Source organism: Streptomyces sp. NPDC045968 (assembly GCF_056430475.1).
In genome coordinates this window covers 60,483-85,085 of the sequence record NZ_JBWKLF010000007.1, presented here as the reverse complement: position 1 = coordinate 85,085, position 24,603 = coordinate 60,483, and the positions used below count along the sequence as shown (strand labels likewise).

The following is a 24,603-nucleotide window of genomic DNA, read 5'->3' as shown; positions in this document are numbered from 1 at the left end:
CGTTCTCAGGCACTCCTGAGAACCTGGATAATCGCTCCATGGCTGCAACATCCCGGGGGACGTCCCCCGTACCCCCGGACGTACGTCCGCGGCTGACCGTGCTCTCCGGCCCCTCGGGGGTCGGCAAGAGCACGGTCGTCGCGCATATGCGCAAGGTCCACCCCGAGGTCTGGCTCTCCGTATCGGCCACGACCCGCAAGCCCCGACCCGGCGAACGCAACGGTGTCCACTACTTCTTCGTGGAGAACGAGGAGTTCGACAAGCTCGTCGCCAACGGCGAGCTGCTGGAGTGGGCGGAGTTCGCGGGCAACCGCTACGGCACACCGCGCCGCGCCGTCCTCGACCGCCTCGAAGCGGGCGAGCCGGTGCTGCTGGAGATCGACCTCCAGGGCGCCCGACTGGTCCGCGAGTCGATGCCCGACGCCCAGCTGGTCTTCCTGGCCCCGCCGAGCTGGGACGAACTGGTGCGCCGGCTCACCGGCCGGGGGACCGAAGCGCCCGACGTGATCGAGCGCAGGCTCGCGGCCGCCAAGGTCGAGCTGGCCGCCGAGTCGGAGTTCGATACGACGCTTGTCAACACCTCGGTCGAGGATGTAGCACGCGAGCTGCTAACCTTGATGTTGCAGGCTTCCGGCCTCCGTGGCAGCAGCGACTGACACGAGGCACGAACACCACGGAACCGCGCGATCAAAGATCTCTTTGGTCTCTACCCCCTTCGGAAGGCAGAGAGTGTCCTCTTCCATTTCCACGCCCGAGGGCATCATCAACCCGCCGATTGATGAGCTCCTCGAGGCCACCGACTCGAAGTACAGCCTTGTGATCTACGCCGCCAAGCGCGCGCGCCAGATCAACGCGTACTACTCGCAGCTCGGTGAAGGTCTCCTTGAGTACGTCGGTCCGCTTGTCGACACCCACGTGCACGAGAAGCCGCTCTCGATCGCGCTCCGCGAGATCAACGCGGGCCTGCTGACCTCCGAGGCCATCGAGGGCCCCGCGCAGTAAGCAGGAACAGCACCTTCACCACAGGCCCGGCGGTCCCACCGCCGGGCCTGTGGTGTCTTATGGGACGGTGCGTACGCAGCCGGGTGCGCCGGGATCACGAGTGCGGGGAGAGGCAGTGGACAAGCCGAAGGTCGTCCTGGGGGTCAGCGGAGGCATCGCCGCCTACAAGGCGTGCGAGTTGCTGCGCCGGCTGACCGAGTCCGGACACGACGTCCAGGTCGTGCCGACCGAGGCGTCGCTGCACTTCGTGGGGGCCGCCACCTGGTCCGCGCTCTCCGGCCACCCCGTGTCGACCGAGGTCTGGAACGACGTCCACCAGGTGCCGCACGTCCGCACCGGGCAGGCCGCGGACCTCGTCGTCGTGGCGCCCGCGACCGCAGACATGCTCGCCAAGGCCGCCCACGGCCTCGCCGACGACCTCCTCACCAACACGCTGCTCACGGCCCGCTGTCCGGTCGTCTTCGCGCCCGCCATGCACACCGAGATGTGGGAGCACCCGGCCACCCAGGAGAACGTCGCCACGCTGCGCAGGCGTGGTGCCGTCGTCATCGAGCCGGCCGTCGGCCGGCTCACCGGAGTGGACACCGGCAAAGGCCGGCTGCCCGACCCGGGTGAGATCTTCGAGGTCTGCCGACGGGTTCTGGCCAGGGGAACCGCGGATTCCGACCTCGCCGGGCGCCACGTGGTCATCAGCGCGGGCGGTACGCGGGAGCCGCTCGACCCCGTCCGCTACCTCGGCAACCGCTCCTCGGGGAAGCAGGGCTACGCCCTGGCCCGCACCGCGGTCGCCCGGGGTGCCCGGGTCACCCTCGTCGAGGCCAACACCGGTCTGCCGGACCCGGCGGGAGCCGATGTCCTGCGGGCCGGGACCGCACGGCAGCTGCGCGAGGCGATGCTGAAGGCCGCGGCCGACGCCGACGTGGTGGTGATGGCGGCGGCCGTCGCCGACTTCCGACCCGCGGAGTACGCCACCGGCAAGATCAAGAAGAAGGACGGGCAGGAGCCGGAGCCCGTGGCCCTGGTGCGTAACCCGGACATCCTCGCCGAAATCTCCGCAGACCGTGCCCGGCCCGGTCAGCTCGTCGTCGGATTCGCGGCCGAGACGGACAACGTACTGGCCAACGGCCGCGAGAAGCTCCTCCGCAAGGGCTGTGACCTGCTCGTCGTCAACGAGGTGGGGGAGCGCAAGACGTTCGGCTCCGAGGAGAACGAAGCGGTGGTTCTCGACGCCGACGGCGGTGAGACCCACGTTCCGTACGGACCCAAGGAGGCGCTCGCCGACACGGTCTGGGACCTGGTAGCGGCGCGTTTCGGCTAGATTCCGGGTTCCCTCCTTAGAGTGGCTGAAAATATCGGAAAGCGGATGTTTATGTCGCTCAGCAGGAGGGATTGTCACACTGGTGGCAACAGTGCCGCACGTCACAGAACTCCCAAGGAGCGAGACGCGTGGCCCAACCGCCGGTACCGACCGATAAACTGGCCGCCGGAATGTGCCGGGCGCAGCTCCCGGACGTCCTTCAATGATCAGCCAGCAGCCGCTGCAACCCCAGGGAGCGATGTGTCCCGCCGTCTCTTCACCTCGGAGTCCGTCACCGAGGGTCACCCCGACAAGATCGCTGACCAGATCAGCGACACGATTCTCGACGCGCTCCTGCGCGAGGACCCTTCCTCGCGCGTCGCCGTCGAGACCTTGATCACCACTGGTCTGGTGCATGTCGCGGGTGAGGTCACGACCAAGGCCTACGCCGACATCCCCAACCTTGTACGCAACAAGGTCCTGGAGATCGGTTACGACTCCTCCAAGAAGGGCTTCGACGGCGCTTCCTGCGGCGTCTCGGTATCCATCGGCGCGCAGTCCCCGGACATCGCTCAGGGCGTCGACACGGCGTACGAGCAGCGCGTCGAGGGCGACGAGGACGAGCTCGACAAGCAGGGCGCCGGCGACCAGGGCCTCATGTTCGGCTACGCGTGCGACGAGACGCCCGAGCTGATGCCGCTCCCGATCCACATCGCGCACCGGCTCTCGCGCCGCCTGTCCGAGGTCCGCAAGAACGGGACCATCCCGTACCTGCGCCCCGACGGCAAGACGCAGGTCACCATCGAGTACGACGGCGACAAGGCCGTCCGTCTCGACACGGTCGTCGTCTCCTCGCAGCACGCGTCGGACATCGACCTGGACTCGCTGCTCGCGCCGGACATCCGTGAGTTCGTCGTCGAGCACGTCCTGGCGCAGCTCATCGAGGACGGCATCAAGCTGGAGACCGAGGGCTACCGCCTCCTGGTGAACCCGACCGGCCGCTTCGAGATCGGCGGCCCGATGGGTGACGCCGGCCTCACCGGCCGCAAGATCATCATCGACACCTACGGCGGCATGGCCCGCCACGGCGGCGGTGCCTTCTCGGGCAAGGACCCGTCGAAGGTCGACCGCTCGGCGGCGTACGCGATGCGCTGGGTCGCGAAGAACGTCGTCGCGGCCGGTCTCGCCGCCCGCTGCGAGGTCCAGGTGGCCTACGCGATCGGTAAGGCGGAGCCCGTCGGCCTGTTCGTCGAGACCTTCGGTACGGCCGTCATCGACACGGAGAAGATCGAGCACGCGATCGGTGAGGTCTTCGACCTCCGCCCGGCCGCGATCATCCGCGACCTCGACCTGCTGCGCCCGATCTACGCCCAGACCGCGGCGTACGGGCACTTCGGCCGCGAGCTCCCCGACTTCACCTGGGAGCGCACCGACCGCGTGGAAGCACTGCGCAGGGCCGCGGGCCTGTAGCGGCCCACAGGGGAGAGCCTCCGGTTCCGCCCCGTGGCCGTACGACCGCAGCCGTCAGGCTCGCGCCGGGGCCCGGACACCGATCGCGGTGTCCGGGCCCCGGCGTCGTGACGCCCGGCGCCGCTGTCAGTGCCGTCTGGTAGGAATTTGGCTGTGAGCAGCGACAACGAGCGATCCGCTGAACCCGACGCCGGGGCGCCGGAGCAGCTTGCGCTGATCCGGGAGACCGTGCGCAAGGCACAGGTGCCGCGGGCCAAGCCGCGCACCTGGCGCGGGGCCGCGCTGGCCAAGGAGCTGCCCGTCGCCCGGGTCCTGGTCAACAAGGGCGTGCTCCATCTCGACCAGTACTTCGACTACGCCGTGCCCGAGGAGCTCGACGCCGACGCCCAGCCGGGTGTCCGGGTGCGCGTGCGGTTCGGCGCCGGGGGGCGCAATGTCCGGGGCGGCCGTCGCGAGGGCGGCGGGCTGATCGACGGCTTCCTCATCGAGCGACGCGCCGAATCGGACTACCAGGGCGCGCTCGCCGCCCTCGCCTACGTCGTCTCGCCCGAACCGGTGCTCGGCCCGGAACTGCTCGCACTCTCGCGGGCCGTCGCCGACCGGTACGCGGGCAGCCTCGCCGATGTCCTCCAGCTCGCCGTCCCGCCAAGGAACGGCAGAGCCGAGTCCAAACCGTCCCCGGCACCCCTGCCGCCGCCCGCCCCGCCGGAGGCCGGAAGCTGGCAGAGGTACGCGCAGGGGCCCGCGTTCCTCCGGGCGCTGGCCGAGGGCGGAGCGCCGCGCGCCGTATGGACCGCGCTGCCGGGCCCCCACTGGCCGGAGGAGATCGCCAGGGCGGTGGCCGCCACACTCGCCTCGGGACGGGGCGCGCTCGTCGTCGTACCGGACGGCCGGGTGGCGGCGCGGGTGGACACCGCGCTCACGGGGCTGCTGGGGGAGGGGCGGCACACGCTCCTGACAGCGGACTCCGGTCCGGAGAAGCGCTACCGCCAGTGGCTCGCCGTGAGCCGGGGGTCCGTGCGGGCGGTGGTCGGGACCCGTGCCGCGATGTTCGCGCCCGTCGCCGATCTCGGCCTCGTGGCGGTCTGGGACGACGGCGACTCCAGCCACAGCGACGACAACGCGCCGTTCCCGCATGTCCGGGAGGTGCTGGAGCTGCGGGCCGCCCACGGCAGATGCGGCTTCCTGCTCGGCGGCACGAGCTGCACCGTGGAGGCCGCCCAACTCGTCGAGACGGGCTGGGCGCTGCCCCTGGTCGCGGACCGGGAGCAGCTGAGGAGCGCGGCGCCCCTCGTGCGTACGGTCGGGGACGGCGAGCTGGCGCGGGACGGCGCGGCCCGGAGCGCGCGGCTGCCCAGCCTCGCCTGGCAGACCGTCCGGGACGGGCTGCGCACCGGCCCGGTGCTGGTGCAGGTGCCCCGCCGGGGTTACGCGCCCCGGCTGGCGTGTGAGCGCTGCCGGACGCCCGCACGGTGCCGGCACTGCGCCGGGCCGCTGGAGGCCCCGGACCAGCAGGATCTGAACTGCGCCTGGTGCGGTCGTGCCGAGACCTCCTGGCACTGCGAGAGCTGTGGGTCCTTCAAGCTGCGGGCCCAGATCGTCGGGGCCCGCAGGACGGCGGAGGAGCTGGGCAGGGCCTTCCCCGCCGTGCCGGTCCGGACGTCCGGGCGTGACCACATCCTGGACTCGGTACCGGGCACGCCCGCGTTGGTCGTCAGCACCCCCGGCGCCGAACCGGTCGCCGATGGCGGGTACGCCGCCGCGTTGCTGCTGGACGGCTGGGCCATGCTCGGCAGGCCCGATCTGCGGGCCGGTGAGGAGGCACTGCGCCGGTGGACCTCCGCCGCCTCGCTGGTACGGGGACAGGGCGAGGGCGGCACCGTGGTGATCGTCGCCGAGCCGACACTGCGGGCCGTTCAGGCACTGGTGCGGTGGGACCCCACCGGCTACGCACGGCGTGAACTGGCGGAGCGGGCCGAGCTCGGCTTCCCGCCGGTGTCCCGGATGGCCTCGGTCACGGGTCCCGCCGAGTCGCTGGCCGCGTTCCTCGCCACCGCCGAGCTGCCGCCGGAAGCGCAGATCCTGGGCCCCGTACCCGCGCCGGGTGCGGAGCCCGGGCGGCCGCGGAGGCCGTGGGACGCCCCGCCGGGCGAAACCTGGGAGCGGGCTCTGGTCCGGGTGGAGCCGGGGCGGGGAGCGGCGCTCGCCGCCGCCCTGAAGACCGCGCAGGCGGCACGGATGGCCAGGGGCGGCGCCGACCCCGTCCGGATCAGGATCGATCCGCCGGACATCGGCTGAGGAGAAGCTGGTGCGGTGACCGCGTGCCTTCACGGGGTTTCGCGGCCTTCGGCCTCGTTCAGTCCTCGATCGCCGGACGGCCCCGAAGAGCAAGCCCGCCGAGGGGGTCCCTCCATGCCCGGACCCGGCACAAGGAACTGCCCCGCCGTGCACGCGGCACGGAGGGGCAGGGGGTGTGTCGTGGGCCGTCAGCCGTTGCGCGGGCCGGGGAAGGCACCGGGGCGCAGCTCCTCCCGCAGCGAGGGGCCGGCCGCCGAGGGCTGGGGCGGCATCGAGCGGGCCGCGGGTACCGAGGGAAGAGCAGGGCCGCAGGGGGCGACGGGAGCACCCGGCATCCCGGGGACCACGGCCACGGGCCGCTGCGCCGCGCTCTCGGCGGCGGCACTCTCGGCCGACGCGGTGGTCGGTGCGTTGCGGCGGGCGCCGTAGCGGCGGTGTACCGCCTGCTTCGTGACCCCGAGGGCCGAGCCCACCGCGTCCCAGGAGAATCCGAGCGAGCGGTCGAAGTCGACCGCCGCCGTGACCAGGGTCTCGACGCTGTCCCGCAGCTCCTGGGCCAGCCGGACGGTGGGGGCCGGGGCCCTGCCGTAGACGACGAAGCCGGCTGACGGGCCGGAGCGGCGCGGACGGTAGACGTTGCCCAGCTGGGCGGTGAGGGTGCGCAGCGCGTCCACCTGCCGCCGGACCCGCTCGATGTCCCGCACCAGCAGGTGCAGACTGGCCCGCGCTTGGGCGTCGTGGGTTGCGTGGTCGGCCATGAAGAAGCCTCTCGAACCGGCGATGAAAGGGATCAGGGCCGCACCGAGGCGGCCCACTTCGGTCAATCTCACTTGACCAACGCGCCACCGGGGGATGTGGTCACGCTGTAGGGGCGTATGCGCATATGCGAGGGGCGCGCGGCCAGGCGTACGCCCCCCGGCGCCCCCGGCGCCCCCAGCGGTTCCGGGCCCGAGGGCCTTTCGTCCGGGTCGGGCCCAAGGCCCTAGACTGGTGTGCTGCTCGTCACCGTACGTCTCGGCCCGAGAGGCAGTCAGCCACCCATGAAGCTCGTCTTCGCAGGCACCCCAGAGGTAGCCGTACCCGCCCTGGACGCTCTGCTCGCCTCAGGCCGCCATGAAGTCGCCGCCGTCGTCACCCGGCCCGACGCACCCGCCGGGCGGGGGCGCCGGCTGGTCGCCAGCCCCGTCGCCGAGCGCGCCGAGGAGGCCGGGATCGAGGTCCTCAAGCCCGTCCGGCCGAAGGACGAGGACTTCCTCGCGCGGCTGCGGGAGATCGCGCCGGACTGCTGTCCCGTCGTCGCCTACGGGGCGCTGCTGCCCAAGGCCGCGCTCGCCGTGCCCGCCCGCGGCTGGGTCAACCTCCACTTCTCGCTGCTGCCGGCCTGGCGCGGCGCGGCACCCGTGCAGCACGCGGTCATGGCGGGCGACGAGGTGACCGGCGCCTCGACGTTCCTGATCGAGGAGGGGCTGGACTCCGGACCGGTGTACGGGGTCCTCACCGAGGAGGTACGGCCCACCGACACCAGCGGTGACGTGCTGACCCGGCTCGCCTTCGCCGGCGCGGGGCTGCTCGCCGCGACCATGGACGGCATCGAGGACGGCACTCTGCACGCGGTGCCGCAGCAGGCCGCGGGCGTCACCCTCGCCCCCAAGATCACCGTCGAGGACGCCCAGGTGCAGTGGTCCGCCCCCGCGCTGCGGGTCGACCGGGTGATCCGGGGCTGCACCCCCGCCCCCGGCGCGTGGACGCTCTTCCGCGGGGAACGCCTCAAGCTGATCCAGGCCACGCCCGTCCTCGACCGTACGGACCTGGCCCCGGGCGAGCTGTCCGCCGCCAAGAACAACGTGTACGTGGGCACCGGCTCGCACGCCGTGGAGCTGCTGTGGGTGCAGCCGCAGGGAAAGAAGCCGATGCGGGGTGCCGACTGGGCGCGCGGGGTGCGGATCGTCCCGGGCGAGCTGGTGGGGATGTAGGGAGGGCGGCGGCCGCGCGCGTACCCCGGGCGCCGGACGGGCCCGCTCCGGCTGCGACGTACCCTGGGAGGGTTCGTCCTCTCACCATCAGCGGAGCACCTTACTCGTGACTGACCAGCAGCGCCGCCGTCCCGCCAAGCCGCATCGCCGTCCCCAGAAGGACCCCGTCCGGTTCCTCGCCTTCGAGGCGCTGCGGGCCGTCGACGAGCGCGACGCGTACGCCAACCTCGTCCTGCCCCCGCTGCTCAAGAAGGCGCGGGCCAAGGGCGACTTCGACGGCAGGGACGCGGCGCTCGCGACCGAGCTGGTCTACGGGACGCTGCGTCGGCAGGGAACGTACGACGCGATCGTCGCCGCCTGCATCGACCGGCCGCTGCGCGAGGTCGACCCGCCGGTGCTCGACGTCCTCAACATGGGTGTGCACCAGCTGCTGGGCACCCGGATTCCGACCCATGCCGCCGTATCGGCCAGCGTGGAGCTGGCCCGGGTGGTGCTGGGCGAGGGGCGCGCCAAGTTCGTCAACGCGGTTCTGCGCAAGGTGACGGCGCACGACCTGGACGGCTGGGTGGAGCGTGTCGCCCCCTCGTACGAGAAGGACGCCGAGGACCACCTCGCCATCGTCCACTCGCATCCGCGATGGATCGTCTCCGCCCTCTGGGACGCCCTCGGCGGAGGCCGTGCCGGGATCGAGGACCTGCTCGAAGCGGACAACGAACGCCCCGAGGTGACCCTCGTCGCCCGGCCCGGCCGCTCCACCACCGACGAACTCCTCGCCGCCCTCGGTGAGGACAACGGCCTTCCCGGCCGCTGGTCGCCCTATGCCGTGCGGATGGCCGAGGGCGGCGAGCCGGGCGCCCTGACCGCCGTCCAGGACGGCAGTGCCGGAGTGCAGGACGAGGGCAGCCAGCTCGTCGCGGCCGCCCTGGCCCACGCGCCGGTCGAGGGCAGGGACAGCCGCTGGCTCGACGGCTGCGCCGGACCGGGCGGCAAGGCCGCCCTGCTGGCGGCTCTGGCGGCCGGACGCGGCGCCGCGCTGCTCGCCGCCGAGAAGCAGCCGCACCGCGCGCGGCTCGTCGAGCGGTCGCTGGCCGGCAACCCGGGCCCGTACCAGGTGATCACCGCCGACGGCACCCGTCCGCCGTGGCAGCCGGGCTCCTTCGACCGGGTCCTGATGGACGTTCCGTGCTCCGGGCTGGGCGCGCTGCGCCGGCGTCCGGAAGCGCGCTGGCGGCGCCGCGCCGAGGACCTCGAAAGCTTCGCCCCGCTCCAACGGGGCCTGCTGCGCGAGGCGTTGAAGGCGGTGCGGATCGGTGGAGTCGTCGGCTACGCGACCTGCTCGCCGCATCTCGCGGAGACCAGGGTCGTCGTGGACGACGTGCTCAAGGGCCGCGGCGGACAGCCCGTCCAGGCCGAGTGGGTGGACGCGCGTCCCCTGATGCCGGGAGTGCCCGCGCTCGGCGAAGGACCGGACGTACAGCTCTGGCCCCACCTGCACGGCACGGACGCGATGTACCTCGCGCTGCTGCGCCGCACCGGCTGACCGGGAGGCAAAAGACCGGCAAAAAGCCGGGATTGCGCGAACTGTGATGATCCCGTGAGGCTTTGGGACGCACCGAGGCGGGGAAGTGGCCCGGAACGTGGCAGGCTGGGGGCATGGCCCAGATCAACCCCAGCATCCTGTCCGCCGACTTCGCGCGTCTCGCCGAGGAGGCGAAGGCCGTCGAAGGCGCCGACTGGCTCCATGTCGATGTGATGGACAACCACTTTGTGCCCAACCTGACGCTCGGTGTGCCGATCGTGGAGGCGCTGAGCAAGGCCACGGACACTCCGCTGGACTGCCATCTGATGATCGACGACCCGGACCGCTGGGCGCCGCAGTACGTCGAGGCGGGCGCCGGTTCCGTCACCTTCCACGCGGAGGCGGCGGCGGCGCCGGTCCGGCTGGCCAGGGAGATCAGGGCGAAGGGGGCGCGCGCCTCGATGGCGCTGAAGCCCGCGACGCCCATCGAGCCGTACGAGGATCTCCTCCCCGAACTCGACATGCTGCTGATCATGACGGTGGAGCCGGGCTTCGGCGGCCAGGCGTTCCTGGACATCATGCTGCCGAAGATCCGCCGCACCCGTGAGCTGATCTCCAAGCACGGTCTCGAACTGTGGCTCCAGGTGGACGGCGGGGTCTCCGCCGCCACCATCGAGCGGTGCGCCGAAGCCGGCGCCGACGTGTTCGTCGCGGGCTCGGCGGTGTACGGGGCGACGGACCCGGCCGAGGCGGTACGGGTGCTGAGGGCCCAGGCGGACGCCGCAACGGCCGCCGCCTCCTGGGCATGCGTCCACTGAACCAAGGGCAGATGAACGCGCCCCGACGGGGCGGATCAAGGATCGCCGGATCTGACAGGATGAACGGCGTATCGAGCGTGTGAACAGCAGTGAGGAGATCGCGGTGTCTGGCATCTCGGCGGGTCGGTCAGCCATGCGGATGGGACCCGCGGAGCTGGTGCAGGCGGCGGCCATGGCCCGCCGGTTCTACCTTGAGGGAAAGTCGAAGATCCAGATCGCCGAGGAGTTCGGCGTCAGCCGCTTCAAGGTGGCCCGGGTTCTGGAGACCGCCCTCGAGCGTGATCTCGTACGCATCGAGATCCGGGTGCCGGCCGAGCTGGACGCGGAGCGCTCCGACGCGCTCAGGGCCCGCTACGGACTGCGTCACGCGGTCGTCGTCGAGTCCCCGGCCGAGGAGCAGGAGGACGCCCCCGACCCGGAGAACCTGGGCGAGGTCGCGGCCGATCTTCTCGGCGAACTGGTGAACGAGGGCGATGTGCTGGGCCTGGCCTGGGGCCGCTCCACCATTCATATGGCGGCGGCCCTCGACCGGCTGCCGCCGTGCACGGTCGTGCAGCTCACCGGGGTGTACGACGCCGGGACCGCCGAGCGCGGCTCCGTCGAGGCGGTCCGCCGCGCCGCGCAGGTCTCCGGCGGTGAGGCGCACCCGATCTACGCGCCGATGCTGCTGCCCGACCCGGCGACGGCGGCCGCGCTGCGGCACCAGACGGGCATCGCCCGCGCCTTCGAGTACTTCGACAAGGTGACGGTCGCCGCGGTCTCCATCGGTTCCTGGGAGCCCGGCATCTCCACCGTCCACGACATGCTCTCGGACGAGGAGCGGGCGCACTACGCCTCGCTGGGCGTCGCGGCCGAGATGTCCGCGCACCTCTTCGACACCGAGGGGCGCAGGGTCGGCCGTGACCTCGGCGAGCGGTGCATCACCGTGGAGGCGGACCGGCTGCGCCGGATTCCCGAGGTGGTGGCGATCGCGGGCGGCCAGCGCAAGGCGGCGGCGATCGGCGCGGTCCTGCGGTCGGGCCTGGTCACCAGTCTGGTGACGGACACGGCCGCCGCGGACTTCCTGCTGACGGAGTCGGCGGCCGGACGCCGGCCGGCGCTGGAGCGGGCGGACCCCGACAGCGTCTGAACAGCGGAACAGCGGGCATACGGAAGGCCGGGCGGCGGGTGCGCGCCCGGCCTTCGTCGTGGCCGCTCAGCCCTTCCGGGCGTCGCTCACGCTCTCCGCGGCGCGGTCGGTGGAGAAGCCGAGGACCGTCTCCTCCAGATACTCCTCCGGCTCCTCGTACTGGCTGACGTCCGCCGGGTTGTAGCGGGGAGTGAGCCGGGACCAGTCCAGATTCCCGCGCATCCAGCTGCGCATGCCGTCGAGATACGGGACGAGCACGTCGGCCAGCTGCGGATACATCTCCAGCAGCTCGTCCTCGGCCGTGAGGAAACGCTCGGTCTCGGTGGCTATCCGTGCGCAGACGTGGTCGATGGCCTGCTGTTCCCCGTAGCCCCGGTGGTGGCGGACCAGATGCACGAGGTTGTGGATCTCGCCGAGGACCTGCTCCTTCTCGAAGGAGTAGACGTCATTGGCCCAGCAGACCACGTTGCACGAGGCCTCCAGCGCGGTGATGAAGCGGGGATCGTTGTGAATCGACTCCGGTGCCTCGATTCCGGTCACGATCTCTATCAGGTCCATGCAGACATGGATCGCACCGGTGTGCCGCCGCTTGGCGATGTACGTCTCCTCCGAGGGCACCACGCCGTCGGCCCGGTTACCGGCCTCCCAGCTGGTGGCCGTCGTCAGATACGTGGTGAGGTGCCAGGCGAAGCGCCTGCGCCAGTGCGCGGCCATGCCCGGAGTCGTGCGCGCCCACAGATCCTCCAGGGCGACGACCGCGGCCGGGAGCTCCGCGTCGGGTACGGGGGCGACGTCCATGCCGTCCACCACGGCCAGCATCCGGGCGACCACGTCGCGTACACGTTCCGGATCGCGGCCGAGCTGGCCGTCGTCGAGCTGGTCGTCGACGAGGAACAGCCAGACGAACCAGTCCGCCACCAGATCGAGGTGCTCGCTGCCGGCCGTCGGATAGACCATGCCGACGAACGAGCCGAAATCGGCTTGTTCGAACCTGGCTCTCGCGGACGCCCTGTGTACGAGGCCGGTCCGGCGTGTCCAGCTGTCGAGGTGCTCACGGGTCTGCCCGACGTGCGGACTGGTCCGCTGGGGGAACGGGCAGTAGATGTCCGGCAGTTCGCTCTCCACGGGCAGATCTGCATCCTCTCCGGTCGAACACGTGACAGGTGTTCCGGCTGTTGGTCGTCGGCGCTGCGGCTGCCTCTGAGACCTGCGGCTTTGAAGCTACCCGACCCCTTGTCACCGGGTCCAGGGATGGTGATCACGAATGGTTCGAATGCTGTTCGGGTAGGGTCCGTGGGTAAGGCAGGTTCCACTTGCCCGGCCCTCCCGGCCTCCTCCTTGGAGGAACGCATGAAAGCGGGGGTCTTTTGCTGTGTCTTCGTGGAAACGACCTGCACCGTTTCGTATGAAAAAATGAGTGTTATGCGTTTTCTTGAGCCGGGCACCGGTCGCTACACAGAGTCCCCCTCGGTCCCGTACGACCTCACGTACGACGATGTCTTCATGGTTCCCGGACGTTCGGCGGTCGGGTCCCGCCAGGGTGTGGATCTCTCCTCGCCCGACGGAACAGGCACCACCATCCCGCTCGTCGTCGCCAACATGACCGCGATCGCGGGCCGCCGTATGGCCGAAACCATCGCCCGCCGCGGTGGTCTCGTCGTCATCCCGCAGGACATCCCGATGGAGGTCGTGACCGAGGTCATCAGCTGGGTCAAGACCCGCCACCTCGTGCTGGACACCCCGATCGTGCTGTCCCCGGGGCAGACGGTCGCGGACGCCCTGTCGCTGCTGCACAAGCGCGCCCACGGCGCGGGCGTCGTCATCGACGACGCGTACCGACCCGTCGGTGTCGTCACCGAGCACGACCTGACCGGCGTCGACCGCTTCACCCAGCTCTCCGAGGTCATGTCGAAGGACCTGGTCCTGCTCGACGCGGACATCGACCCGCGCGACGCCTTCAACAAGCTCGACGGTGCCAACCGCAAGCTCGCCCCCGCCGTGGACGCGGACGGCAGGCTCGTCGGCATCCTCACCCGTAAGGCCGCACTGCGGGCCACTCTCTACACCCCCGCCACCGACGCGGCCGGAAAGCTGCGCATCGCCGCCGCCGTCGGCATCAACGGTGACGTCGCGGGCAAGGCGAAGCAGCTGCTCGACGCGGGCGCGGACACGCTCGTCGTCGACACCGCGCACGGCCACCAGGAATCCATGATCGCCGCGGTCCGGGCCGTCCGGGCACTCGACCCGCAGGTGCCGATCGTCGCGGGCAACATCGTCGCCGCCGAAGGTGTACGCGACCTGATCGAGGCCGGCGCGGACATCATCAAGGTCGGTGTCGGGCCCGGCGCCATGTGCACCACCCGGATGATGACCGGTGTGGGCAGGCCCCAGTTCTCCGCCGTCCTGGAGTGCGCGGCCGAGGCGAAGAAGTACGGCAAGCACGTCTGGGCCGACGGCGGTGTCCGTCACCCGCGCGATGTCGCGATGGCACTCGCCGCCGGCGCGTCCAACGTGATGATCGGCTCCTGGTTCGCCGGTACGTACGAGTCGCCGGGCGACCTCCAGCAGTCCGCCGACGGCCGCTTCTACAAGGAGTCCTTCGGCATGGCCTCGGCCCGCGCGGTGAAGAACCGTACGTCGGAGGAGTCCGCGTACGACCGCGCGCGCAAGGCGCTGTTCGAGGAGGGCATCTCCACGTCGCGGATGTTCCTGGACCCGACCCGGCCCGGTGTCGAGGACCTGATCGACTCGATCATCGCCGGTGTCCGTTCCTCCTGCACGTACGCGGGCGCCGCCTCCCTGGAGGAGTTCGCGGAGAAGGCGGTCGTCGGCGTGCAGAGCGCCGCCGGATACGCCGAGGGCAAGCCGCTGCACGCCAGCTGGAGTTGATCCCGCCCCGTCCGTAACAGCTGAGCCCCTCCCGGTGATTGATGCCGGGAGGGGCTTTTGCGTGGGCTCGTCCGGCCGTCCGGGCCTGTTCCGGAGCCGCTTTCCGGAGCTGCAACTCAGTTGAAAGTTAAGTAATATGAAGCGCAATCAGCTGCCCGCCTCTCTGCGGTAAGGGATCTCATGTCCTTCTTCACTGACCTGGCCCATCAGTACATCGACGGCGAGTGGAGGCCGGGGAAGGGGTCGTGGGACATCATCGACTTCAACCCGTACAACGGGGAGAAGCTCGCGTCGATCCCGGTCGCCACGGCCGACGAGGTGGACCAGGCCTACCGTGCGGCCGAGCGGGCCCAGCACGCGTGGGCGGACACCAACCCGTACGCCAGGCGGGGAGTGCTGGAGAAGGCGCTGCGGATCGTCGAGGAGCGCGAGGCCGAGATCGGTGAGGCGATCGTCGAGGAGCTGGGCGGCACGCGGCTCAAGGCCGCCTTCGAGATACACCTGGCCAAGGAGTTCCTGCGCGAGGCGATACAGCTCGCGCTCCGGCCCGCCGGGCAGATACTCCCCTCGCCGACCGAGGGCAAGGAGAACCGGGTCTACCGGGTGCCCGTCGGTGTCGTCGGCGTCATCAGCCCCTTCAACTTCCCCTTCCTGCTGTCCCTGAAGTCGGTCGCACCGGCGCTGGCCCTCGGCAACGCCGTGGTCCTCAAGCCGCACCAGAACACCCCGATCTGCGGCGGCACCCTGCTGGCCAAGGTGTTCGAGGACGCGGGTCTGCCCGCCGGTCTCCTGAACGTGGTGGTCACCGACATCGCCGAGATCGGCGACACGCTGCTGGAGCACCCCGTCCCGCAGGTCATCTCCTTCACCGGCTCGGACAAGGTGGGCCGGCACGTCGCGACGGTCTGTGCCGCGAACCTCAAGCGCGCCGTACTCGAACTGGGCGGCAACAGCGCGCTCATCGTGCTCGACGACGCCGACGTGGACTACGCCGTCGACGCGGCCGTCTTCAGCCGGTACATCCACCAGGGCCAGGTCTGCATGGCCGCCAACCGGATTCTGGTCGACCGCGCGGTGGAGAAGGAGTTCACCGAGAAGTTCGTCGCCAAGGTGGCCTCGCTGCGGGTCGGTGACCCGGCCGACCCGGCGACCCAGATCGGCCCGCTGATCAACTCCTCGCAGGCCGACGCGGTGTCCAGGCTGGTGGACCAGACCGTGGAGGCCGGTGCGACGGCACTGCTGCACGGCCGGGCCGACGGCAACGTGGTGAGCCCGTCCGTGCTCACCGGGCTCGCCGCCGACTCGCCCGTCCTGCACCAGGAGATCTTCGGACCCGTCGCGCTGCTGGTGCCGTTCGACGGCGAGGACGAGGCGGTACGGATCGCCAACGACACCCCCTACGGGCTGAGCGGCGCCGTGCACACCGGCAACATCGAGCGCGGTGTGCGGGTCGGGCAGCGCATCCACACCGGGATGATCCACATCAACGACGGCACGGTCCACGACGAGCCCATCGTCCCGTTCGGCGGCGAGAAGGCGTCGGGTCTCGGACGGCTGAACGGTGAGTCGATGATCGAGGCCTTCACCACCCAGAAGTGGATCTCCGTGCAGCACGGGCGGTCGCAGTTCCCCTTCTGACCTTCTGACCGCCCGGTGGCGGTGAGCGCGCCGCGGGCGGGCGCGCATGGTCTACTTCGGGGGCGGCGGCAGTGCCGCCGCCCCCGAACCGGCCCGCAGAGAAGTGAACCGCCCGAAGTGCGCCTGAACGACCTCGACGAACGCATCGTCCACGCCCTCGCCGAAGACGCCCGGCGCTCCTACGCCGACATCGGCGCGCTCGTCGGGCTGTCCGCCCCCGCCGTGAAACGCCGCGTCGACCGGCTGCGCGCCGAGGGCGCGATCACGGGGTTCACCGTGCGGGTGGACCCGGCGGCACTGGGCTGGGAGACCGAGGGGTTCATCGAGATCTACTGCAGCCGCAACACGTCGCCGGAGGCGATCAAGCGCGGGCTCGCGGTGTACCCGGAGGTCGCGTCCGCGTCGACGGTCACGGGTGAGGCGGACGCGATCGTGCAGGTCTTCGCCGCGGACATGCGGCACTTCGAGCAGGTGCTGGAGCGGATCGCGGGCGAGCCGTACGTGGAGCGGACGAAGTCCGTGCTCGTGCTGTCGCCGTTGTTGCGGCGGTACTCGGCGGGGTCGCCGCCCGCGTAGCGTGCGGGGCGCCGGGACGGGCGCCTCGCCCCTGGTCGCCGGGCCGACCGGCGGGGTCGGGGTTGTTCCGGTGAGACCCAGATCACCCCTCTGACCTGGGGAGACGCCCTGCGCAATGAATCGCCGTCGTGGGGTCGGCGGGCGCAATGGATCGTCGCGGGGTCGCAACGGTCGCGCCTTGTCCGTGGGGATCGGCGGGCCGTACCGTCAATACGTCTCCCCACCCCGCTCGCACCGCCCGAGGTCAGCCATGCCGTCGTTGCGTACCGCCCTGCTCCAGAGCTCCGGCCTGCCCGGTGCCGTGGAGGAGAATCTCAAGGTCCTCGACGAGGCCGCCGGGCGCGCCGCCGGGGCCGGGGCGCGGCTGCTCGTCTGCCCCGAGATGTTCCTGACCGGCTACGCCATCGGCGACGCCGTCCCCCGGCTGGCGGAAGCCTCCGACGGGCCCGGTGCGCAGGCCGTCGCCGACCTCGCCGTACGGCACGGGATCGCGGTGCTCTACGGCTACCCGGAGCGTGACGGCGAGCGGATCTACAACGCGGCGCAGCTCATCGGACCGGACGGGACCGCGCTCGCGAACTACCGCAAGACTCACCTCTTCGGCTGCTTCGAGCAGGAGTGGTTCACCCCCGGCGAGCAGCCCGTGGTGCAGGCCGAGCTCGATGGCGTGCGCATCGGACTGCTGATCTGCTACGACGTCGAGTTCCCGGAGAACGTCCGGGCGCACGCCCTTGCCGGCACCGGTCTGCTGCTGGTGCCGACCGCGCAGATGCACCCCTTCCAGTTCGTCGCCGAATCCGTCGTACCGGTACGCGCCTTCGAGAGCCAGATGTACGTGGCGTACGTCAACAGGACCGGCCGGGAGGGCGAGTTCGAGTTCGTCGGGCTGAGCTGTCTGGCCGGCCCCGACGGTGCGGTGCGGGTCCGTGCCGGGCGTGGCGAGGAGCTCGTCATCGGCGAGGTCGATCCCGGGGTGCTGACCGCCTCGCGCGCCGCCAACCCGTATCTGAACGACCGCCGCCCCGGCCTCTACGGCTCGCTCGTCTGAGCCCGCCCCCTCCGCCACACCCCGTTCCACTGTTTCGCGCAAGGAGTCCCCACCCCATGACGTCCACGGTGCCCAACGCCGTCCAGCACACCGACGCGCAGCCTCCGATCACCATGTTCGGGCCGGACTTCCCCTACGCGTACGACGACTTCCTCGCCCACCCGGCGGGCATCGGCCAGATCCCGGCCACCGAGCACGGCGCCGAGGTCGCCGTCATCGGCGGTGGGCTCTCCGGCATCATCGCCGCCTACGAGCTGATGAAGATGGGGCTCAAGCCCGTCGTCTACGAGGCGGACCAGATCGGTGGCCGGCTGCGTACCGTCGGCTTCGAGGGCTGCGACCCCGAACTGACCGCCGAGATGGGCGCGATGCGCTTCCCGCCGTCGTCCACGGCGCTCCAGCACTACATCGACCTGGTGGGCCTGGAGACCAAGCCGTTCCCCAACCCGCTGTCCCCGGCCACCCCGTCGACGGTCGTCGACCTCAAGGGCGAGTCGCACTACGCGGAGACGATCGCCGACCTGCCGCAGGTCTACCGCGACGTCATGGAGGCTTGGAACGCCTGCCTGGAGGAGGGTGCGGACTTCTCCGACATGAACCGTGCGATGCGCGAGCGCGACGTTCCGCGCATCCGGGAGATCTGGGCGAAGCTCGTCGAGAAGCTCGACAACCAGACCTTCTACGGATTCCTCTGCGAGTCCGAGGCCTTCAAGTCCTTCCGGCACCGTGAGATCTTCGGTCAGGTCGGCTTCGGCACCGGCGGCTGGGACACCGACTTCCCCAACTCCATCCTGGAGATCCTGCGCGTCGTCTACAGCGAGGCGGACGACCACCACCGCGGGATCGTCGGCGGCAGCCAGCAGCTGCCGCTGCGCCTCTGGGACCGCGAACCGCAGAAGATCGTCCACTGGCCGCTCGGCACGTCACTCGCCTCCCTGCACGACGGCGAGCCGCGCCCCGCCGTGACCCGGCTGAACCGCACCGCGGGCAACAAGATCACCGTCACCGACGCGAGCGGCGACATCCGTACGTACCGTGCCGCGATCTTCACCGCGCAGTCCTGGCTGCTGCTCTCCAAGATCGCCTGTGACGACGCGCTCTTCCCGATCGACCACTGGACGGCGATGGAGCGCACCCACTACATGGAGTCGTCCAAGCTGTTCGTCCCGGTCGACCGGCCGTTCTGGCTGGACAAGGACGAGGTGACGGGGCGCGACACCATGTCGATGACGCTCACGGACCGGATGACCCGGGGCACGTATCTCCTGGACGAGGGCCCGGACAAGCCGGCCGTCATCTGCCTCTCGTACACCTGGTGCGACGACAGCCTGAAGTGGCTGCCGCTCTCCCCGAACGAGCGCATGGACGTCATGCTCAAGTCGCTCGGCGAGATCTATCCGAACGTGGACATCCGCAAGCACATCATCGGCAACCCGGTCACCGTCTCCTGGGAGAACGAGCCCTATTTCATGGGCGCGTTCAAGGCCAACCTGCCGGGCCACTACCGCTACCAGCGACGGCTGTTCACCCACTTCATGCAGGACCGGCTGCCCGCCGACAAGCGGGGTGTCTTCCTCGCGGGCGACGACATCTCGTGGACGGCCGGATGGGCCGAGGGCGCCGTGCAGACCGCGCTCAACGCCGTGTGGGGTGTGATGACCCAGTTCGGCGGTGCCACGGACCGGACGAACCCCGGCCCCGGCGACGTGTTCGACGAGATCAGCCCGGTGGAGCTTCCGGAGGACTGAGGACGGCCGTCGCGGTCCGGGGGCGGGGGCGCGGCCGGTGCGGGCGGGTGATCGCGTCGGCCGCGCCCCGCAGGGGTCAGCGGCGCGGCGTGAGCAGGCAGCGCCCCACCAGTCCCGCTCCCGCGTCCATCCGCTCCCTGAACTCCTCGGCCAGCAGCGGGAATCCGCGCAGCTCCCACAGCACCCTGGCCGCCGACCAGGAGGCTTCGCGGGCCCGTTCCAGGCTCCAGGAGCCCAGCAGATGGGTGAGCGGGTCCGCGACCTCCAGCAGCTCGGACCCCGGGACCAGGTCCTCCAGGATGCGCTCGTCCAGCATCGCGAGGAGATCGCCCGCCCGCTCGAACTCCTCCTCCAGGTCGGGCGGAGCGCAGCCGAGCGCATGGCAGGCGTCCACCACGGCGAGCGCGAGGTCGTGGCCGACGTGCGCGTTCATCCCCGCGAGCGCGAACTGCGCGGGGTGTACGCCGGGATGGCGCCGGTACTGGAACAACGGACGCCAGCACGCGGGCGGGCGCAGACCCGCCGCGGCCGTGTCCACCACCGTCAGATAGCGCCCCGCGAACAGGACGTCCAGCGTGTCCGGCACGGCGCCGAACCCCCCGCTCCGGCGGCCCAGGGTCTCCGACACCGCCAGATAGATCCGGTTGAAGACGGCGAGTCCGTCGTGCGGCGGCCAGGCGGCGCGGAAGGCACGCATCCGCCCGGTCACCGCGGGGACGTCCACGGTCGCGGTGCCGGGGCCTGCCGGGTCTGCGTACTGCTCGAACTGCGCCATGCGGGCAGCGTCCCAGCCCCGGGCCGGACATGGCGCCGACCGGCCGGGGGTTCATCGGAACGGGCGAAGATCCGCCCGTACGCCTCAGCCCTTCGTGGTGGGCTTCTCCTCGTCGTACGTGGAGGTGCCCGAGTCCAGCAGGGGCTCCTGGGTCTTGAGGTGGGCCGGCGCGAAGGCCCTCAGCACGTGGTAACCGGTGATCACGACGATGGTGCCGAGCGCGATGCCGCTCAGCTCGAAGTTGTCGGTGATCTTCAGGCTGACCCCGCCGACGCCGATGATGATGCCCGCCGCGGCCGGCACCAGGTTGAGCGGGTTACGCAGATCGACCTTGGCGTTCGTCCAGATCTGGGCACCGAGGAGGCCGATCATGCCGTACAGGATGACGGTGATGCCGCCGAGCACGCCGCCGGGGATCGCGGCGACGACCGCGCCGAACTTGGGGCAGAGCCCGAAGAGCAGGGCGAAACACGCGGCGGCCCAGTAGGCGGCGGTGGAGTAGACCCGCGTCGCGGCCATCACGCCGATGTTCTCGGAGTACGTGGTGTTCGGCGGGCCGCCCACCGCGGTGGACAGCATGGAGGCGGCGCCGTCGGCCGCGATGGCGGTGCCCAGCTTGTCGTCGAGCGAGTCACCGGTCATCTCGCCGACGGCCTTCACATGGCCGGCGTTCTCCGCGACCAGCGCGATCACGACCGGCAGGGCCACCAGGATCGCGGACCACTCGAAGCTGGGCGCGTGGAAGGACGGGAGCCCGATCCAGTCGGCGTGCGAGACGGCGGAGAGGTCCAGGCGCCAGTGGTCGACGGACTCGGCGCCGCCCGCGGGGGAGTGGATCTTCCCGAAGATCCGGTCGAGCGCCCAGGACAGGACGTAGCCGAAGACCAGACCGAGGAAGATCGCGATCCGGGAGAAGAACCCACGCAGACAGACCACGGCCAGTCCGGTGAACAGCATCACCAGGAGCGCCGTCCACTGGTCCTGCGGCCAGTACGTCGACGCCGTGACGGGCGCCAGGTTGAAACCGATCAGCATGACGACCGCGCCGGTCACCACCGGCGGCATCGCCGCGTGGATGATCCGCGCGCCGAACCGCTGCACCGCGAGCCCCACCAGGAACAGCACCGCGCCCACCACGAGGACGGCGCCCGTGACGGTCGCGCTGCTGCCGCCGCTCGCCCGGATCGTCGCGGCGACACCGACGAAGGAGAGCGAACAGCCGAGATAGCTGGGCACCCTGCCCTTGGTAGCCAGCAGGAAGATCACCGTGGCGACGCCGGACATCATGATCGCGAGGTTCGGGTCCAGGCCCATCAGCACCGGCGCGACGAACGACGCGCCGAACATGGCCACCACGTGCTGGGCGCCCAGTCCGAACGTACGGGGCCAGGAGAGCCGCTCGTCGGGGCGCACGACGGCCCCCGGAGCGGGGGTCTTCCCGTCGCCGTGCAAGGTCCAGCGCACGCCGAGGCCGCCCATGGTTGCTCCCTGTTGTCCGTGCGGAGTGTTCACCGCGTATGCCGTGCGGAGTGTTCACCCGCGGAAAAGATCAGCGCCATGTTAGTGCCGCAGGCTGCCGTACTCGCGCAGCACCCCGGGTGCCGGAACCGGAGCAGGCCCCGGTCCCGGCGGTCTCAGGTCCCGGTCCGGCCTCAGGTCCCGGTCCCGGCCTTCGCCGGTGACGGGCCGGGTGCGCCGCCGGCCGTGGACGTGCGGTCGGCTCCCCTGAGCACTCCCGCTCCCAGCACCAGGCCGAACGCCAGCACCGTCACCAGACCGAACGACACGACCAGCGAGGTCGCCTCCGCCAGCGAACCGATCGCGGAGGGGGCGATGAGCCCGGAGGTGTACGTGATGGTGGCGACGCCCGCGATGGCCTGGCTCGGGTGGGGGCCGCTGCGCCCCGCGGCGGCGAACGCCAGCGGGACGACGACGGCGACCCCGAGGCCGAGCAGTCCGAAGCCGCACATGGCCAGGACCGCGTTCGGTGACAGGACCACCAGGAGGCCGCCCGCCGTCGCGAGCACACCGCCGACCCGGACCGTCCTGACCGCGCCGAAGCGGTCCACGACCTTGTCGCCGGCGATCCTCGCCACCGCCATGGTCAGCGCGAACGCAGTCGTCGACGCGGCGGCCAGCCCCGCCGAACTGCCCATGACGTCCCGGAGGTAGACCGCCGACCAGTCCAGGCTGGCTCCCTCGGCGAACACCGCGCAGAAGCCCACCGCGCCGATGACCAGCGCCGACTTCGGCGGCAGCGTGAAGCGCGGCGGCGGCTCCTCGTCCGCCTCGCTGCGCAGGTCAAGCACGCCCTGGCAGGCGAGCAGCCCGAGCGCCGTGAGCACGAGGGCGGCGATCGTGTGGTGCAGCCTGGCGTCGGCGCCCAGGTGGGCGGCGACCGTGCCCGCCGCCGAACCGATCAGGGCGCCGACGCTCCACATCCCGTGCAGCCCGGACATGATCGACTTGTCGAGCCGGTTCTCCACCTCGACGCCGAGCGCGTTCATCGCCACGTCCGACATGCCGGCCGTCGCCCCGTACACGAAGAGCGCCGCGCAGAGCGTCACGAGGTTCGGGGCCAGGGCCGGCAGGATCAGCGCCATCGTCCAGAGCACGAGCAGCCCGCGCAGCGCGGTCCTGGCGCCGAAGCGGTGACTGACGCGGCCCGCCAGCGGCATGGCGATCGAGGCTCCGACGGCGGGGAAGGCGAGGGCGAGGCCGAGCTGCCCCGCGCTCACCGAGGCGTGGTCCTGGATCCAGGGCACCCGGGTGGCGAAGCTGCCGGTCACCGCTCCGTGCACGGTGAAGACCGCGGCGACCGCGATCCTGGCCCGCCTCACCTGCTCCGTGCCGAAGACCGTGTTGGTGGAATCCGTCGTCATACCGCCGTGCCCTCCCCTGGGAATGGTGGCTCACCGAGGTCCCGGCAGCCGTCTCCACAACGCGTGGCGTAAACTATCAGGAACCCTGCCTGATAAATAGACGGTATCCGCGCGGCAGGATCTGGAAGGATCGCGGCATGCCCGCTTCACCGAGCACCGCCCGGGTCATCAACGACCGGCTCGCCCTGGAACTGCTCCAGCGGGACGGTCCCCTGACGGCCACGCAACTGAAAGCGCTCACCGGCCTCTCCCGCCCCACGGTCGCCGACCTCGTCGAGCGTCTCCAGGGGGCCGGGCTCATCCGGGTGGTCGGAGAGAGCGGCGCGGAGCGACGCGGGCCCAACGCCCGGCTGTACGGGATCGTCGCCGACCGTGCCCACCTCGCCGCCCTGGACGTGCGTACCGACAGCGTCGCCGTCGTCGTCTCCGACCTCCTCGGGGTGACGCTCGCCGAGGACACCCTGCCCATCGACGGCGGCACCGGGACCGGGCCGGCCATCGAGCAGGCCGTCGCGCTGCTGGAACGCACGGCACGCCGGGCGGGCCCCGCGCCCCTGCACAGCGTCGGCATCGGCGCCCCCGGGCTGATCGACCCGGCCACCGGGGAGCTCCGCGACACCACCGGCCTGCCCGCCTGGCACCGCGGGCTCGTCGCCGCACTCCAGCAGCGGCAGCCCGCCACCGTGCTCGTGGAGAACGAGACCAACCTCGCGGCCGTAGCGGAACTACGCGTCGGCGCGGCCCGCGGCCGCGACACCTTCGTCCTGTTCTGGCTCGGCCACGGCATCGGCGCCGCCGTCATGCTGGACGGCAAGCTGCGCCGCGGAGCCTCCGGCGGTGCGGGCGAGATCGGCTTCCTGCCCGTACCGGGGGCGACAGGGGTTCCCTCGGCCGTCAGCTGCGACGGAGGGTTCCACTCCCTGGCGGGCTCGGCCGCCGTCTGCGAACTGGCCGCCGCGCACGGCGTCCCGGCGGCCGCACCGGCGGGTGCGCACGGCGGCGAACAGGACCCGGCAGCGGTCCACGCGGTCCGCGCCGCCCTGGCGGGGGCCGCGAACGGCGACGCCTTCCTGGACGCACTCGCCGACCGCGTCGCGCTGGGGGCCGCCGCCGTGGTCTCGGTGCTCGACCCGGGCTGTGTGGTCCTGGCGGGCGAGGTGGGCCACGCGGGCGGCGCCGAACTGGCCTCGCGGGTCGAGGAGCGGCTGGCCAGGCTGTCCCCGCTGCCCACGGAGGTCAGGGCGGGGGCGCTCGGCGGGGCGGCGGTGCTGCGCGGGGCGCTGGTGGTGGCACGCGAGGCCGCCCAGGAGGCGCTGTTCGCCCCGGGCGGCTGACACGCCTCCGCGGGCGTGGACCGTGCCGTGATCGCCGTCGAGAAGGCCCTGGGGGCTGACGCTTGTGCCGCCCCCGGGCCGCACATGGCCGTGGGGGGGGGGGGGGGGGGGGGGGGGAGGAAAAGGGGGGGGGGGGGGGGGGGGGGTGGACACCGGTGCTGTCATAGCCTCCCATCCCCCCGGGTCCTGTGCGTTTCGCCCCTCTTC

General features: G+C 71.4%; 20 protein-coding genes. 15 read left to right on the top strand and 5 right to left on the bottom strand.

What is annotated here, in order from left to right; genetic code table 11:
• Nucleotides 1-38: 38 nt before the first annotated feature.
• The 5 genes from gmk (at nt 39) to AC07FA_RS20870 (ending at nt 6,067) form a co-directional block, all read left to right on the top strand.
• A complete protein-coding gene (gene gmk / locus AC07FA_RS20890; RefSeq protein WP_479077332.1) occupies nt 39-656 on the top strand; it encodes a guanylate kinase in 618 nt (205 codons plus the stop codon).
• A 73-nt stretch (nt 657-729) separates the two neighbouring features.
• A complete protein-coding gene (rpoZ, locus tag AC07FA_RS20885) occupies nt 730-1,002 on the top strand; it encodes a DNA-directed RNA polymerase subunit omega (protein ID WP_028814064.1) in 273 nt (90 codons plus the stop codon).
• A gap of 115 nt (nt 1,003-1,117) precedes the next feature.
• Entirely contained in the window at nt 1,118-2,320 is a 1,203-nt protein-coding gene (gene coaBC / locus AC07FA_RS20880) for a bifunctional phosphopantothenoylcysteine decarboxylase/phosphopantothenate--cysteine ligase CoaBC (protein WP_479077331.1), read from the top strand.
• 240 nt (nt 2,321-2,560) lie between these two features.
• Nucleotides 2,561-3,769: a methionine adenosyltransferase gene (metK, locus tag AC07FA_RS20875; RefSeq protein WP_479077330.1), complete on the top strand. Its 1,209-nt coding sequence runs from the start codon at nt 2,561-2,563 to the stop codon at nt 3,767-3,769.
• Nucleotides 3,770-3,922: 153 nt separating this feature from the next.
• Nucleotides 3,923-6,067 carry a primosomal protein N' gene (locus tag AC07FA_RS20870; RefSeq protein ID WP_479077328.1) on the top strand — a complete coding sequence of 715 codons (2,145 nt, stop codon included), beginning with the start codon at nt 3,923-3,925 and terminating at the stop codon, nt 6,065-6,067.
• Nucleotides 6,068-6,255: 188 nt separating this feature from the next.
• On the opposite strand, the gene AC07FA_RS20865 is transcribed toward AC07FA_RS20870, so the two are convergent.
• Entirely contained in the window at nt 6,256-6,825 is a 570-nt protein-coding gene (locus AC07FA_RS20865) for a hypothetical protein (RefSeq protein WP_479077327.1), read from the bottom strand.
• 282 nt (nt 6,826-7,107) lie between these two features.
• On the opposite strand from AC07FA_RS20865, the gene fmt reads away from it, so the two are divergent.
• The 4 genes from fmt to AC07FA_RS20845 all read left to right on the top strand — a co-directional run bounded on the left by fmt (nt 7,108) and on the right by AC07FA_RS20845 (nt 11,506).
• Nucleotides 7,108-8,040: a methionyl-tRNA formyltransferase gene (gene fmt, locus AC07FA_RS20860; RefSeq protein WP_479077325.1), complete on the top strand. Its 933-nt coding sequence runs from the start codon at nt 7,108-7,110 to the stop codon at nt 8,038-8,040.
• Nucleotides 8,041-8,146: 106 nt separating this feature from the next.
• Nucleotides 8,147-9,580: an RsmB/NOP family class I SAM-dependent RNA methyltransferase gene (locus AC07FA_RS20855; protein WP_479077324.1), complete on the top strand. Its 1,434-nt coding sequence runs from the start codon at nt 8,147-8,149 to the stop codon at nt 9,578-9,580.
• A gap of 113 nt (nt 9,581-9,693) precedes the next feature.
• The gene (gene rpe, locus AC07FA_RS20850) at nt 9,694-10,377 is read left to right on the top strand and encodes a ribulose-phosphate 3-epimerase (RefSeq protein ID WP_479077323.1); all 684 of its coding nucleotides are present in this window, start codon (nt 9,694-9,696) and stop codon (nt 10,375-10,377) included.
• 139 nt (nt 10,378-10,516) lie between these two features.
• Nucleotides 10,517-11,506 (top strand): sugar-binding transcriptional regulator, encoded by a 990-nt coding sequence (locus AC07FA_RS20845; RefSeq protein ID WP_479077780.1) that lies wholly within the window; start codon nt 10,517-10,519, stop codon nt 11,504-11,506.
• 66 nt (nt 11,507-11,572) lie between these two features.
• Here AC07FA_RS20845 and AC07FA_RS20840 read toward each other — a convergent pair whose 3' ends face one another.
• A complete protein-coding gene (locus tag AC07FA_RS20840) occupies nt 11,573-12,631 on the bottom strand; it encodes a terpene synthase family protein (protein ID WP_479077322.1) in 1,059 nt (352 codons plus the stop codon).
• A 297-nt stretch (nt 12,632-12,928) separates the two neighbouring features.
• Between AC07FA_RS20840 and AC07FA_RS20835 the strand changes: the two genes are divergently transcribed.
• The 5 genes from AC07FA_RS20835 to AC07FA_RS20815 all read left to right on the top strand — a co-directional run bounded on the left by AC07FA_RS20835 (nt 12,929) and on the right by AC07FA_RS20815 (nt 19,405).
• On the top strand, nt 12,929-14,395 hold the full coding sequence (locus AC07FA_RS20835) for a GuaB1 family IMP dehydrogenase-related protein (protein WP_479077321.1): 1,467 nt from the start codon (nt 12,929-12,931) through the stop codon (nt 14,393-14,395).
• A 180-nt stretch (nt 14,396-14,575) separates the two neighbouring features.
• The gene (locus AC07FA_RS20830; protein ID WP_479077319.1) at nt 14,576-16,033 is read left to right on the top strand and encodes an aldehyde dehydrogenase family protein; all 1,458 of its coding nucleotides are present in this window, start codon (nt 14,576-14,578) and stop codon (nt 16,031-16,033) included.
• Between the two features lie 117 nt (nt 16,034-16,150).
• A complete protein-coding gene (locus AC07FA_RS20825; protein ID WP_328909025.1) occupies nt 16,151-16,609 on the top strand; it encodes an Lrp/AsnC family transcriptional regulator in 459 nt (152 codons plus the stop codon).
• Between the two features lie 250 nt (nt 16,610-16,859).
• Nucleotides 16,860-17,657 (top strand): carbon-nitrogen hydrolase family protein, encoded by a 798-nt coding sequence (locus AC07FA_RS20820; RefSeq protein WP_479077317.1) that lies wholly within the window; start codon nt 16,860-16,862, stop codon nt 17,655-17,657.
• Nucleotides 17,658-17,713: 56 nt separating this feature from the next.
• On the top strand, nt 17,714-19,405 hold the full coding sequence (locus tag AC07FA_RS20815; protein ID WP_479077315.1) for a flavin monoamine oxidase family protein: 1,692 nt from the start codon (nt 17,714-17,716) through the stop codon (nt 19,403-19,405).
• A gap of 76 nt (nt 19,406-19,481) precedes the next feature.
• On the opposite strand, the gene AC07FA_RS20810 is transcribed toward AC07FA_RS20815, so the two are convergent.
• The 3 genes from AC07FA_RS20810 to AC07FA_RS20800 all read right to left on the bottom strand — a co-directional run bounded on the left by AC07FA_RS20810 (nt 19,482) and on the right by AC07FA_RS20800 (nt 23,062).
• Nucleotides 19,482-20,180, bottom strand: a complete 699-nt coding sequence (locus AC07FA_RS20810; protein WP_479077313.1) for a DUF5995 family protein — start codon at nt 20,178-20,180, stop codon at nt 19,482-19,484.
• A gap of 84 nt (nt 20,181-20,264) precedes the next feature.
• Complete coding sequence (locus AC07FA_RS20805; RefSeq protein ID WP_479077312.1) at nt 20,265-21,659, bottom strand: uracil-xanthine permease family protein; 1,395 nt, start codon at nt 21,657-21,659, stop codon at nt 20,265-20,267.
• A 173-nt stretch (nt 21,660-21,832) separates the two neighbouring features.
• Complete coding sequence (locus tag AC07FA_RS20800; RefSeq protein ID WP_479077311.1) at nt 21,833-23,062, bottom strand: MFS transporter; 1,230 nt, start codon at nt 23,060-23,062, stop codon at nt 21,833-21,835.
• 137 nt (nt 23,063-23,199) lie between these two features.
• Between AC07FA_RS20800 and AC07FA_RS20795 the strand changes: the two genes are divergently transcribed.
• Nucleotides 23,200-24,396, top strand: a complete 1,197-nt coding sequence (locus AC07FA_RS20795; RefSeq protein ID WP_479077310.1) for an ROK family protein — start codon at nt 23,200-23,202, stop codon at nt 24,394-24,396.
• Nucleotides 24,397-24,603 lie beyond the last annotated feature (207 nt).

Coding starts and splice junctions, on each gene's coding strand:
- gmk (WP_479077332.1), top strand. CDS start 39: ATGGCTGCAACATCCCGGGGGACGTCCCCCGTACCCCCGGACGTACGT.
- AC07FA_RS20800 (WP_479077311.1), bottom strand. CDS start 23,062: ATGACGACGGATTCCACCAACACGGTCTTCGGCACGGAGCAGGTGAGG.
- AC07FA_RS20815 (WP_479077315.1), top strand. CDS start 17,714: ATGACGTCCACGGTGCCCAACGCCGTCCAGCACACCGACGCGCAGCCT.
- AC07FA_RS20830 (WP_479077319.1), top strand. CDS start 14,576: ATGTCCTTCTTCACTGACCTGGCCCATCAGTACATCGACGGCGAGTGG.
- AC07FA_RS20820 (WP_479077317.1), top strand. CDS start 16,860: ATGCCGTCGTTGCGTACCGCCCTGCTCCAGAGCTCCGGCCTGCCCGGT.
- AC07FA_RS20865 (WP_479077327.1), bottom strand. CDS start 6,825: ATGGCCGACCACGCAACCCACGACGCCCAAGCGCGGGCCAGTCTGCAC.
- fmt (WP_479077325.1), top strand. CDS start 7,108: ATGAAGCTCGTCTTCGCAGGCACCCCAGAGGTAGCCGTACCCGCCCTG.
- AC07FA_RS20810 (WP_479077313.1), bottom strand. CDS start 20,180: ATGGCGCAGTTCGAGCAGTACGCAGACCCGGCAGGCCCCGGCACCGCG.
- rpe (WP_479077323.1), top strand. CDS start 9,694: ATGGCCCAGATCAACCCCAGCATCCTGTCCGCCGACTTCGCGCGTCTC.
- AC07FA_RS20835 (WP_479077321.1), top strand. CDS start 12,929: ATGCGTTTTCTTGAGCCGGGCACCGGTCGCTACACAGAGTCCCCCTCG.
- AC07FA_RS20845 (WP_479077780.1), top strand. CDS start 10,517: ATGGGACCCGCGGAGCTGGTGCAGGCGGCGGCCATGGCCCGCCGGTTC.
- AC07FA_RS20805 (WP_479077312.1), bottom strand. CDS start 21,659: ATGGGCGGCCTCGGCGTGCGCTGGACCTTGCACGGCGACGGGAAGACC.
- AC07FA_RS20795 (WP_479077310.1), top strand. CDS start 23,200: ATGCCCGCTTCACCGAGCACCGCCCGGGTCATCAACGACCGGCTCGCC.